Genomic DNA, 12,163 nt, shown 5'->3' with positions numbered 1-12,163 from the left:
CTCGAGCTGCTACGGCTCCCAGGTGAGTGTGGCGCCACCTAGCCCGTAGGGACTCATCTGCAAGATGAGGTCCTTCGCGTCGGCCACGCTAAACCCGACCCGATAGGCCGAAGACTTCCCGACGGGAAGGTCACCAGGACCGCTGAACCCGTCGTCCGTGTTGAAGAACTGGTCCCCCTCCGTACCGATGCCGTCCTCCGCGGAGCGCCGACCCGAGTACACCTCCACCAGACCCGAGGGTGATGCCTCGGTGGTGCCGGTGTTCTTCATCGTCACGGTGAAGTAGACGTTCACGGCCTGCTTCGCGTCGGCCGGGTCGGCCGGCTTGAAGGGCTTCGGGGCGGACACCGTGATGTCCAGCTTCATCGGATCACCAGGGCAGCAGGTCTGGTACGCCTTGAACTTCAGGGTCTGCCCGTACTTCGCTGTCGGCTCGAACATGTCCGCAGAGTCCTCCTCGGTGGCCTCCGGGGCGCTCGAGGCTGACGGTTGAGGCGCAGCCTCGCTCGAGGGCCTGGGGCCGGGTGAACTCTCGCAGGTACGTTCGACGGTGACGCGAGGGGTCCCGGACACGGCAGCTCCGGAGGCGGGATCCTGCGTGCAGACGGTCCAGTTGGACTTGTCGACGATGCCGAAGAGGCCGCCGCCGACGACGTCGACGTCCCGGTGCACCCCGGCGCGCTGGACATCGCTGAGTGCGACATCCAGGTGCTTGCCCACGACGTTGGGCATGGTGATCGGTGGGCTGTCCGAGCAGCCGGCGATGGGCAAGATGGTCGCGGCGGCGACGGCGAGCAGGACGAGAGTTCGGCCCATAGGTCAGTGGTCCCCTGATGACGTGATGGTGCTGCCCGGAGGCAGGTGTGAGTGCCGCCACCTTAGGGCTCCGGCCGACGCCGACTCGAGCGGGGCTCCGTCCTGTTTCCTGCCGCCAACGGGCTGCGCGGCCATCTCCAACCCTCGGCGTATGCCCAGCAGTCTCTCTGACATCATTCAGCCCATGATGAGAAGGACAGGGGCACTCGTGGTCGCCGCCGCGCTGCTCACGCTGGGAGCGTGTGGCCCGGATCCGTCGGCGACAGTCACCCCGCAGCAGCCCGCGCCAGCGCCCTACAACCCGGTGGTCGAGCCGGCGCCGATCATGACTCGCGACGCTCAGCTATGCGACATGCTTCAGGCACAGAAGGACGTCAACAGCCGCCTGTCGTCGGACGGGTACGCAGACTCGTACGCGTCCGAGTACGACAGCCTGCTGAAGGCAGGCCAATGCTGACCGAAGCCCGAGGTCGATGCACACGGTCCGTGTGGGGCGTCCTGCTCGCCGCAGCAACGCTCACTCTCGCGGGCTGTGGAAGCGACCAGCCCAGCACCGTGAACCAGCCCAGCCAGGATCCCCAGGCTGAGCGAGACGCGGTCTATCTCCAGATGGCGCACGACGTTGCTCCCGAAGTCACCGACGAGCACCTGATGGACCTGCGCAAGAATCTCTGCGCCGTTCTTGACGAGAAGCCGACGAGGTCCACGTACCTTCTAACCTTGGGGATGGCGCTCAAGGGAGGCCTGTCGTCAGAGCAGGCTGGGACCATCAACGCGACGGCAGTGGCGTCGGGCTGCCCTCAACACACGGACCTCGTCAAGCCCTAGCTTGCCGGCTGCCATCCGTTCCACCCCCTCCCGCTGCCGAGGGCTGACAGGGCCCTTCTTCGGCGCAGGAGCAGCCGACGCCCTGATCTGCCGCCGAGGACAGAGAAGACAAGTGCGGGCCCTCGCCCACCGGCAAGGTGAGCGAGGGCCGTGCCGGCCATGTCAATGGCGTGGGGCGCCTGGCCCGGGGGTGTTGCGATGTCGTCTCAGCGGCGACGGCGCGATGCAATGAGCTGTCCCGGTTCGTCGCCGGCTGGTCACGCCCAGGTGGCGGCCGCCCGTCTTGAGGCGGGTGGGTCACTAGGCCCCTCGGGAAGTCGGGCTGGTTTGGTGCTCCGGGTGATCCCCACGCTGCGGCCACCGTCGTGGGCGAGCTGTGAGATCGCGGTTTGTCCGCATTCGCCCACGCTGAGGCGGTAACGTCCGTCTCCGGGAGGAAGCAATGAACGGAGATGGCCGGGGCTCCATCACGGCCTGGGGCGGGCTGGTTGCCGGGGTCGGGCTACTCATGTTCGTCTTCGTGCCGGTCGCGCAACGGAGCACACCTTCACCCAGTTCGCGGTTTGAGGTACAGCTCGTTGAGCCTTCTGCGGACCCGGTCCCAACCCAAGTACTACCGGCTGCGCCCAATGACGCGCCCACCGAGACACCTGCCCCGGTTCTCGTTCCATGCACATCGGATGACTCCATCGGCATGCACATGGAAATCGACCTGTCGCGCGCCCGAGGAGCCGTGTCAGCCTGCGAGTGGCGGGACCCTGTAAGCAGCGCTACACCGATCGTGGAGACGTCCGAGCCGCCCCAGCCACCGCCCTACCCTGACCTGCCGACGCCTCTTCCCGCTGGTGCGGGGTACATCGTCACTTGCGTGGATGGCTACATGTCGAAGGCGGGCGGAAGACAGGGCGCCTGCTCTCACCACGGCGGCACTCTTTGATCCTCGTCTGCGACCGGCCGGGAAAGCACACCGGAGAAGATGTGGAGCGCCAAGCAAGCCAGCACGGGTCTTTGAGAATTCTCGTCAACTGGCTTCCGCGGGGCTCGAGGTCTGGTCGGGCACGATGCAGCCGCAATAGGGTGCGGAGCACACCTACGGGAGCTGAGGCGTCGGCTTCAAGCTCGACGACGAACGACACGAGGCCAGCCAAGCGCCCCGGGTGTTCGTAGTCCCGGAACGCCGCGAAAGTTCCGCAGAACGCGGCGCAGCACCCACCCAAGGCGGGCACCCCCCGGGTCCTCGTAGGGGAGGGACGAGAACTGTCGGGGCTGTGAACCCCGGGCGTCAGTTCAAGAGTGGCGCGCCCGCCGGGGGCACGCGCGCCTTGAGGGCTAACGGGCTTATTCGAGCGCCCTCACCTTGAGCCTCGCGAACTCTTCCGACGTGATGGTCCCGGAGTCCAGCAGTCGCTTTGCCGCGGCGATCTGGTCAGCGGGCATGGCGCCTCCCGAGACGGCCCTTATATAAGCCTCCTGGGCCGACACTTCATCAAGCGACTCCGGCGACGGTCCCCTGTGCATGAGTAGCTCCTGAGCCTCCATGATTGCCTGCTGCGCTTCACGCAGTTGCTCTCTCAAAAGCATCAGGTCGGTGCCCGACCGTGCGGCCGCGGTGCGAGCCGCGCGTGCGTCCTTCCAAGCGCCGTACGCCGCATAAGCCGCCGTAACGAGAGCCGTCGCTCCGGCCCCGATAGTCAACGGCACAATCGACTCGAGCATGTCAGGGGGCCTTGCCGGGGTGACTAATGGCCATGCTGATGCCTCCTATGATGACGCTGATGGTGAGACTGATCAGCGAGCCGGTCACAATGGACGCTCTCCACTCGTCAGGAAGAGATTGCCCCGAGACGAGTTGGCCCACAAGGGAGCCATAAGTCATGGACAGCAGCACGACGAAAATGAGACTAGCCAGGTGAAGGGCATCTCGCGCCCGAGCGCGGTTGAGAGTGTTCATACCGCTCAACTCGCGAATGCCGCCACCCAACAAAGCAACGCAAGTCACCAATAGTTGGCCTGACCCAATGATCGGATCGAGGCCAGGTACCTGCCGACGAATGACCAAGATGGCCACAAAAAGGGCCCCAAAAGGTACGAGAGACAGGATCACGCCCCAGCCGAGCCAGCGCATCACGCGGTAGGCCAAAGTCGCCCCCTTCAAGAACTCGTCGCCTGACAGACACCCTATTGCGCCTCTTGCCCCTGTTGCTAGCTGGACATGTCGGCGGCCATCGGCTGAGGTTGGCCCATGCCCAGCGCGCTAGTCGGCCGTCCAGGCGAAGACGTCGAAGCAGTCGTCTCGATGCTCCTGTGCCGACAGCATGACCGCGCTGCCCGGCGACGCCCCGGCCAAGGTGACCGCGGCATCGACGTCTTCGTGCCGCTCGACGACGGACGCATCGACGTCTACCAAGTGAAGCGGTACGACCGGTCCCTGACGCCGACCCAGTGGCGCAGGGTTCGGGAGTCCTACGACACCCTCGTCGACGCGGTCCGGCAGGGACTGCAGGTCCGCAACTGGTACCTCGTGCTGCCGTTGGACCCGTCCGAAGCGGACGAATCCAAGTTCACCGCGCTCGTCGCGGACGGACCGTTCGAGCACTGCGAGTGGAAAGGACTGGCCTGGCTGGACGCCCTCGCCGCGCAGTACCCCGAAGTTGTCGACTACTACCTCGGCGACGGCAAACAACGACTAGGGCAGCTTCACCGAGACCTCCTGACGGTCCTCAGGGCCCGCGACTCGGCCCAGGTGGAAGCCGACACCAAGGTGGTCGGTCAGGGCCTGGTCGCCTTGCATCACGCACTGAACGAGCACGACCCGCTCTACTGGTACGACTTCGCCGTCCACAAAGACCAGGGCTCCGGCGAGGACACCGTGCTGCGGACCGACCCGCCGGAGACGCTGGTATCCACCGCGCGGTTGACCTACGAGGGCGTCAGCGTGACCTGGGACATTCACGCCCGATGTGCAGAGTCGCTGCGCGAAAGGCCCATCCCCATAGGTGTCTCCTTCGACGCCCGAGACCCCGACCTGCAAGACGCCCTGCGAAGATTCTCCGAGTACGGCGCCCCCTTCGCCGCGCCTGACGGCAGCGCAACCGTCACGGTTGACCTGCCGGGCGGTCTCGGGGTCGAGAATGCCCCCGGCGCAGTGAGGTTCGGGCCAGCCACTCAGCCGTCCGCAGGTCCGTACCTCCTACGACTTCGCGCCACACGACTCGGCGAACCGCCCTTGGTCGTCCGGGTGAACATGCAAACTCCCACCGTCGGCAGCCGTGGCGTGCGCCTGTCCGGTGAACACGACGGCGGCGCCTTCTCCTTCCAAGCCCTCAACGACTTCGAGCCACCCAACATGCACGTCAGTTTCGCCGGGCTCGACCCGACCGGCAGACCCGTGGCAGGTGTTCTTGAGGGCGTCGAATTCCTCTTGGCACTGCCCGCGAGCGCCCTTGAGATCGGTGCGGAGCACGGACCCTTCATTCCGCTCGGGGAGGGCCCACGAAGCGCGTCCGGTGTGAAGGACCCGAACGAGGACCTGGAGGTCGCGGCGCTACGTGCGCTGCACGAGATTCAGCAGCACACGCCCGCAACGGTGCTCGTACCCGACTTTAACCAGGTGACGAAGGGCCAGCTACGAGAGTGGCAGATCATAGCGCGTCTCCTTCGAGGTGAGACCGTGAACGACGAGCGTCTTGGCGTCCTAACCACAAACCTAGAAGAGGCGCCCGAGCATCCGGTCGACGGCGTCTGCCAGTTTGCCATCTCAGGCGATCTTGTTGCCGACGTTGCCGGCCACCAAGTCGTCCTGGGCCAGCAGATACTCTCGGTTGCGAGCGCAACCGTGAGCCATGACTCGGCTGACCCAAGGCGGGTGACCGTCACCCCCTCCGAGGGCCACACCTGGACGCGCCGTCTCGGCGGGTCGCCAGACTGCGATGCCATGTCATGACCGCGTCGGGTGCCACCTACGAACCCACCCGATCGTGTCCACCGACCATGTCGACCCAACCGGGCTCGAGACGGTCTGCGTTGACCTGATCGGGTCAGAGCGAACACAGTCGCCGGCTCTCGGTGAAGACTCATGCGCCGGAAGGACTTAGCCCTCTGCCCCTTCTGAGTGCCGAGGGACCCGTAGCCGCACACAACGGGCACGACGGGTGGCGCCTACGGAAAACTGGTCGTGTCGACGCCGATGTCGGCGGCAGATGCCACACTGTCGCTGCAGCAGCGGGAATGGGTTCCGCTGCCCGACAGGGGAACGGCAGCACAGCCTGATCATGAAGTGGACACCGAACCGCGTCATCGCCCTCGCCGCCGTGGGCCTCATCGCCTGGGGTGCGAGCTCGGCGACCGGGGACGAGCGCGGGCCTACCGCACCGCCGCAGGTTGCGGCCGAGACGCGGGGCGATGCCACCGGATCGGGGCCTGTCGCGGCCACCACCCATCCAGCAGCCACGAGCCTCGACCCGCAGACCAACACGGCTCCAGCGCCGCGCAGTCCCTCCTCGGCCGGCACGTCCGCTGCGCGAGCGGGTGCAACCGGAAAGGCCGCGGCAGTCTTGGCCACGCTGCCCGTCAAAGGCCGCGCCCCGATGACCGGGTACGCCCGCGAGCAGTTCGGGCAGGCGTGGAGCGACGACGTCACGGTCGCGTTCGGCCACAACGGGTGTGACACCCGCAACGACGTCCTGCGCCGCGACCTGCGTAACACCACGCTCAAGGCCGGCACGAACGGATGCCTCGTGCTCACCGGGTCCTTCACCGAGCCCTACTCCGGACGCGCCCTCTCGTTCACCCGCGGCGCCGGCACCTCCTCCCTCGTCCAAATCGACCACGTGGTCGCCCTCGCTGACGCCTGGCAGTCGGGCGCGCAGCAGGAGCTCACTGCGACTCAGCAGTGGCTCGATCTACGGCTGCTGGCCGCCCTCGGACAGCCGGCATACTGGAGCCGCGACGACAAGGGCGGCCTTATGCAGGACGACGGTGCTAGCCGGTTCGACATGCAGCCCCGCAACCAAGGGTCAGAAATTGTGGGGTCGCGGTTGCGCAAGCTCGCCGAAAGCGTCTCTGCCCGTAAGCCCCCCGACGTGCTGGCCGGCCTGCGCGGGACACTCGTCCGTGATGAGATCGGCAGGGACCAGGTAACTAGCCGCACGGGCACAGGCTTCTGCAACCCCGGTCCAGTGGACAACGCCGTGGCCTGGTGCGCCCTCTGGGGAATCAGCCAGCTACCCAGCACGCCCCGAGTGGGAAGACGCGCCGTGACCATCAGCAGTGGACACCTTGGGCGGCCACGCCAGGAGTGGTTCTACCTCCCCTACTGGGAACAACCATGGCGCCCCGCTCGACTGCGGACCATCGTGTCCTCAGGCCGACTCGGGTCTGCTGCACGGATAGGTGACATCTGATCTGCGTCGATGTGTGTCGGCGCTGGAAGGATGTCCACCATGCCCAAGGCGTTCCCCAACGAGTTCCGCGAGGACGTGATCCGGGTCTTCAAGGAGTCGGATGCCTCGGTCGCCCAGGTCGCGAAGGACTTCGGCATCTCGCCGTCGTGTCTGAAGCGATGGCTGACGATCGATGAGCGCAGGTCTACCAGCGCGTCCGGCCCGGCGCGGACCGCGAGTGAGTCCGAGGCGCTGCGGGAGGCGAACAAGCGGATCAAGCTGCTCGAGCAGGAGAACGAGGTCCTGCGTCGCGCGGCCGCCTATCTTTCGCAGGCGCACCTGCCGGGAAAATGATGTACCCGCTCGTCCGCGAGTTGGCCGGCGACAGGATTCCCGTCACGGTGACGTGCCGGGTGCTGAAGATCGCCCGCCAGCCGTACTACCGCTGGCTCGCCAACCCGGTCACCGCCGCCGAGCTGACCGCTGCGTACCGGGCCAATGCCTTGTTCGACGCCCACCGCGAGGACCCGGAGTTCGGGTACCGGTTCCTGGTCGACGAAGCACGCGAGGGGGGGCAGGCGATGGCGGAGCGGACCGCGTGGAAGCTCTGCTCGCAGCTGGGCTGGTGGTCAGCGTTCGGGAAGAAGCGCGGCCGCAACGGCAAGACGCCAGGGCCGCCGGTGCACGATGACCTGGTTGAGCGGGAGTTCACCGCTCCGGCCCCGAACCGCTTGTGGCTCAGCGACATCACCGAGCACTGGACTGGCGAGGGCAAGCTCTACTTGTGCGCGGTCAAGGACGTGTACTCCAACCGGATCGTCGGCTACTCGATCGACTCACGGATGAAGTCCTCACTCGCCGTCGCGGCCCTGAACAACGCCGTCGCCCGGCGCCACGCTGACGGCGCCGACGTGACCGGCTGCGTCCTGCACACCGACCGCGGGTCGCAGTTCCGGTCCAGGAAACTGGTCCACCAGCTCCACCGTCACGGCATGGTCGGCTCGATGGGGCGGGTCGGCGCGGCGGGCGACAACGCGGCGATGGAGTCGTTCTTCGCGCTGCTGCAGAAGAACGTCCTGAACCGTCGCGCCTGGGCCACCCGAGAGGAGCTGCGGATCGCGATCGTCACCTGGATCGAACGCACCTACCACCGCCGCCGCAGACAAGCCCGCCTCGGGCGGTTGACCCCGGTCGAATACGAGTTGATCATGACGACAACCGCCACCCAGGCGGCCTAACCGAAACTGTCACCCGTTCGTGCAGCAGACCCACATCCTCGGAGACCCCGACGGACTCGCGGTCACCTTGGCGGCAGCGAGCTGACGCGACATAGCACCAAGGCGCCAAGAACAACCCCAACGTATCGGCGCTCACACTTAACCGCCCCATCACGGGCAAGCGGCTTCCCAATGCAGCGGAGCCGCCCTGAAACCGCGGCCGGCACTCCAGACGTTCGATTATGCCGCGAGTCCAGCAGGAGACGCCGTGACATCTCTAACTCATTGGGCCGTCACGTGACGACGCGGGACCAAGCGCCACGTCGATCTTGCTGAACGCACGCCGAACTCGAGGTCCGGCCAGAACCTGAATCGGCTGCTTCGTCGCGGAGGGCGAACTCGAGGTTGAGGCTCACGGCCATCTCTTGGGTGCAGCGGTCGAGCAGCGCTTGCCAGTCGCGTGCCACAAGGATCGCGTTGGAGTTGCGGCCTAGCGATCCTGACAGGGTGTACCAGTCCAGGCCCGTCATGGGTTGGGTGCTGAGTGCCCGCTCGAGAAGTTGTTGGGCCGGGTCGACGTCCGGGGTGTCGTCTCGGTCTCTTGGCACGACGGGCTCGGAACGGACGAGGACGCGCTGCCGGTTGAGAAGGTCCGCCGTGCACTGCAGGAAACCCTGTGGGTACTCGAGCAGGTCCTCGTATCGGCGGAAGAGGGCGTGCATAAGAACCGAGCCACCGGCCCGCTCCCAGCGCCCGACCTGCGCTTGTCCCGGCGGGGATGCTCCGGCTCTCGGCCCGCAGCGATGTGAATCTGTTGGCGCTTGTGCGGGTCGGATGCGTGCAGGCAAGCGTTGGCAAGGACCCAGGACAACAGCTCGGATTGACCTCCCACGGGCACTCCCCTCCAGCGCATCCCGCCATCCCTGTTTGCACTGAAGGGCGTCCTGGACCACGAGGTGGTCGGTCCTCCCCCGCCTCCACGTGCCCTTTGCGTCGGTTCCTGCGGTGGCACTGTGTCCATCGAACGCTGTTGCCCGTGGCAGGTTGCGAGATGGTGGGCACACCGCAACTGCTCGCTACTGGTCAAAGCCGTAGCTGGCCGCTCCGGCGGTAGTTGAGTCCATAGCGTTGGTGTACGACGACACCGGTGAGCGTGTCCCTGCTGGATGCAGGTGCGGTCACCGCGTGATCCTTCGAGTGAACCTCTCACAGCACCCTCGAATGGAGCATCGCGATGACCGCGAACACCAGTATCGACCCTGCCGTCTTCCTTCACGAGCAGCTGGCCCAAGCCAGTCCCGACCTGATGCGGGAGCTCCTCGGCACCTTCATCAACGCACTGCTGAGCGCGCAGGCCGACAGCGTGTGCGGCGCCGAGTACGGCGTCCGCTCGGCGGAKCGSGTCAACTCCCGCAACGGCTACCGCCGCCGTGACCTCGACACCAGGGCCGGGACCCTCGAGGTGGCCATCCCGAAGCTGCGGGARGGCTCCTTCTTCCCCGACTGGCTCCTCGAGCGGCACCGCCGCGCGGAGGCGGCCCTGACGACGGTCGTCGCGACCTGCTACTTACTTGGCGTGTCCACCCGACGGATGGACAAGCTCGTACGGACGCTCGGGATCACCGGCCTGTCCAAGTCCCAGGTGTCGGTGATGGCCCGGGACCTCGACGAGCAGGTCGCCGCATTCCGGACCCGTCCGCTGTCCGAGGGGCCGTACACGTTCGTGGCCGCCGATGCGCTCACGATGAAGGTCCGCGAGGCCGGCCGGGTGGTGAAGGTCGCGGTGATGGTCGCCACCGGCGTCAACGCCGACGGCTACCGGGAAGTCCTCGGGATCCACACCGCGACAACCGAATCCGCCTCGGGATGGCTTAGCTTCTTCCGGGACCTGACGGCTCGTGGCCTGTCCGATGTCGCGCTGGTGACCTCCGACGCGCACGCCGGCCTGGTCGAGGCGATCGGGGCGACCCTGCCCGCGGCCTCGTGGCAGCGCTGCCGCACCCACTACGCGGCGAACCTCATGTCCGTCACCCCGAAGTCGCAGTGGGGCTGGGTGCGGGCGCTGCTGCACAGCGTGTACGACCAGCCCGATGCCGACAGCGTGAACGGCCAGTTCGATCGGGTCCTGGAGGGCCTGTACGAGAAGCTCCCGACCGTCGCCGAACACCTCGAGCTCGCTCGCGCGGACATCCTCGCGTTCACCGTCTTCCCGAAGGAGATCTGGCGCCAGATCTGGTCCAACAACCCGAACGAGCGCCTCAACCGGGAGATCCGCCGCCGCACCGACGTCGTCGGGATCTTCCCCAACCGCGACGCCGTGATCCGGCTCGTCGGAGCGGTCCTGGCCGAGCAGCACGACGAGTGGGCCGAGCAACGCCGCTACCTCGGCCTGGAGGCCCTCAAGAGCGCCCGCGCCGTCCTGACTGACCGCGAGTCCGACACCCCCACCGAGGAGGTGGCCACCGACCTGATCGCCGGCGCCATCAGCACCTAAAAGAACAACCTCAACGGATCACCGTCGTACACCACGCATCCGGACTTGACCCCGGCGGTAGCGCTTCTATGTAAGGTGTCTACGCCGCGGTGGCCATCCGCACCCTTTGTCCATCGTTGTCGCGGCCAAAACCTGAATGGGCCTCTGGACGCGCGCGCGTTCACGAGTTGAATCTGCGGGCGCGTGCCTGGTCGGCACCCCTTACGAGGTCGTCGACCACGGCGTTGGTACCACCGCCGCCGGGGACACGTCGTGGCGAGCACGCCCGTTCAAGGCAAGGTGCAGTCGCAGCCATAGCTCCACCGAGAAGTTGCCTGAGTGTGGACAAGGACCGGTACGGGACGCAGGCCGATACGCAAGCATGCAGGGCGAGAGGTCATCGGGCCTGTCAGTAGGCGGCCAACGCGTCGGCCCACTCGTCCATCGTCGGGCGTGTGCCGCGCGGCCCGGCTGCACGCTCCCAAAGGGCCTTCAACCTCGATGTGCGCGACTCGTCCAAGCCCAGCAGATGGTTCGGCACGGCGTGGGAGTCGATTTTCCCGTGGTTGGTTCTCGTCACAAGGAGCCTGAAGGCCAGTTCGGCGAAGAGGAAACGGTCACTGTCGTAGGAGCTCTGCCCCGCGAGCGCGAACGGGTCGTGGTCGCCCCCCCGATCGGAGCCCAGCAGCGCGGCTCTCCCTGCGACGCGGGCAGTGTCGTAGTCAAGCACTCGTATCCGCAAAGGTGCCGTGTCGTACGCGATGGACCGAAGGCCGAGGTCACCGAACACGACTCCCGCAGCGTGCATCGCGCGCAGCCACACTGCCACGGTCTCGACCAGCTGGAGGAGATCGGCATCATCCAGTCGCTTGTGCTCCACGTCGACAATTCCGTTTGCTGCACCGAGAGTGCGTACGGCTTGACCATGTCCCGGGAAATCAACGACATAGTACTGCTCCAGCGGGGGCATGAAATAGCCACGAACCCCACCGTCATATGCGAGGAGGGCCTCTTTCGGCCATGCAACATCAATCCGGTCGACCGCTGGGCCCAGACGCAAAATCACGTCGCTTCCGCGGGAGACCAAGCGCGCGAACGCACTTTCCTTTGATCCTTGCAGAATGGGCCGCTCCAATACCAAGACGTCGTCGCCGTATGAGGACACGCGCACGGAGGCGCGACTGGTCTGTCGCCACGGCTGCTCCGTTGCGCGCGCAACCCGCGTTTGCTGGTCAGCGGCTCGAAGCTCTCGTGGGTCCATGCGTGGACGTTCCGCGCCGGCGGACGCGTGTCTCAGAGCGTGGAACGAGATACCGGATCTCGGCGGGCTGAGCGCCTGTCCGCGTTCGCTCTTATCCGGTTCTGCAGTAGCCGCGGTGTCCTCCGCGGGGTCCGCCAGAGACAGGTGCGGTCCCTGGCTAGCCTGGCTGGTTCGGTCGATGTCGGAG

The 12,163-nt window shown here is 66.5% G+C and carries 10 protein-coding genes; 6 read left to right on the top strand and 4 right to left on the bottom strand.

Features of this window, described 5'->3' with window-relative positions; all coding sequences use genetic code 11:
• Nucleotides 1-9 precede the first annotated feature (9 nt).
• Entirely contained in the window at nucleotides 10-816 is an 807-nt protein-coding gene (locus AC1DP0_RS00405; RefSeq protein ID WP_478081724.1) for a PASTA domain-containing protein, read from the bottom strand.
• 208 nt (nucleotides 817-1,024) lie between these two features.
• On the opposite strand from AC1DP0_RS00405, the gene AC1DP0_RS00400 reads away from it, so the two are divergent.
• Both AC1DP0_RS00400 and AC1DP0_RS00395 read left to right on the top strand, forming a co-directional pair.
• Nucleotides 1,025-1,273, top strand: a complete 249-nt coding sequence (locus tag AC1DP0_RS00400) for a hypothetical protein (protein ID WP_478081721.1) — start codon at nucleotides 1,025-1,027, stop codon at nucleotides 1,271-1,273.
• Between the two features lie 98 nt (nucleotides 1,274-1,371).
• Nucleotides 1,372-1,644, top strand: a complete 273-nt coding sequence (locus AC1DP0_RS00395) for a hypothetical protein (RefSeq protein ID WP_478081719.1) — start codon at nucleotides 1,372-1,374, stop codon at nucleotides 1,642-1,644.
• A 1,338-nt stretch (nucleotides 1,645-2,982) separates the two neighbouring features.
• On the opposite strand, the gene AC1DP0_RS00390 is transcribed toward AC1DP0_RS00395, so the two are convergent.
• On the bottom strand, nucleotides 2,983-3,360 hold the full coding sequence (locus AC1DP0_RS00390; RefSeq protein ID WP_478081717.1) for a hypothetical protein: 378 nt from the start codon (nucleotides 3,358-3,360) through the stop codon (nucleotides 2,983-2,985).
• Between the two features lies 1 nt (nucleotide 3,361).
• Nucleotides 3,362-3,784: a hypothetical protein gene (locus AC1DP0_RS00385; protein ID WP_478081715.1), complete on the bottom strand. Its 423-nt coding sequence runs from the start codon at nucleotides 3,782-3,784 to the stop codon at nucleotides 3,362-3,364.
• Between the two features lie 102 nt (nucleotides 3,785-3,886).
• On the opposite strand from AC1DP0_RS00385, the gene AC1DP0_RS00380 reads away from it, so the two are divergent.
• The 4 genes from AC1DP0_RS00380 (at nucleotide 3,887) to AC1DP0_RS00365 (ending at nucleotide 10,736) form a co-directional block, all read left to right on the top strand.
• Nucleotides 3,887-5,587, top strand: a complete 1,701-nt coding sequence (locus tag AC1DP0_RS00380) for a hypothetical protein (protein WP_478081713.1) — start codon at nucleotides 3,887-3,889, stop codon at nucleotides 5,585-5,587.
• A gap of 328 nt (nucleotides 5,588-5,915) precedes the next feature.
• Nucleotides 5,916-7,046 carry a hypothetical protein gene (locus AC1DP0_RS00375; protein WP_478081711.1) on the top strand — a complete coding sequence of 377 codons (1,131 nt, stop codon included), beginning with the start codon at nucleotides 5,916-5,918 and terminating at the stop codon, nucleotides 7,044-7,046.
• Between the two features lie 39 nt (nucleotides 7,047-7,085).
• Nucleotides 7,086-8,263, top strand: a protein-coding gene (locus AC1DP0_RS00370; protein WP_478081709.1) for an IS3 family transposase whose coding sequence is annotated in 2 segments (ribosomal slippage) — nucleotides 7,086-7,370 and nucleotides 7,373-8,263 — 1,176 coding nt in all. Because the reading frame shifts where the segments join, the coding sequence is not laid out codon by codon here.
• Nucleotides 8,264-9,476: 1,213 nt separating this feature from the next.
• Complete coding sequence (locus AC1DP0_RS00365) at nucleotides 9,477-10,736, top strand: IS256 family transposase (protein ID WP_478081707.1); 1,260 nt, start codon at nucleotides 9,477-9,479, stop codon at nucleotides 10,734-10,736.
• Between the two features lie 388 nt (nucleotides 10,737-11,124).
• On the opposite strand, the gene AC1DP0_RS00360 is transcribed toward AC1DP0_RS00365, so the two are convergent.
• Complete coding sequence (locus tag AC1DP0_RS00360) at nucleotides 11,125-11,781, bottom strand: hypothetical protein (protein WP_478081705.1); 657 nt, start codon at nucleotides 11,779-11,781, stop codon at nucleotides 11,125-11,127.
• Between the last annotated feature and the right edge of the window lie 382 nt (nucleotides 11,782-12,163).

The sequence above is a fragment of the Terrabacter sp. P5_B1 genome, assembly GCF_056400505.1.
The sequence above is the reverse complement of the archived record's forward strand: the minus strand, read 5'-3'. Positions and strand labels throughout refer to the sequence as shown.

What these genes read in the sequence shown, in the direction of transcription:
- AC1DP0_RS00405 (WP_478081724.1), bottom strand. Translation starts at nt 816, where the DNA reads ATGGGCCGAACTCTCGTCCTGCTCGCCGTCGCCGCCGCGACCATCTTG.
- AC1DP0_RS00390 (WP_478081717.1), bottom strand. Translation starts at nt 3,360, where the DNA reads ATGCTCGAGTCGATTGTGCCGTTGACTATCGGGGCCGGAGCGACGGCT.
- AC1DP0_RS00380 (WP_478081713.1), top strand. Translation starts at nt 3,887, where the DNA reads ATGCCCAGCGCGCTAGTCGGCCGTCCAGGCGAAGACGTCGAAGCAGTC.
- AC1DP0_RS00375 (WP_478081711.1), top strand. Translation starts at nt 5,916, where the DNA reads ATGAAGTGGACACCGAACCGCGTCATCGCCCTCGCCGCCGTGGGCCTC.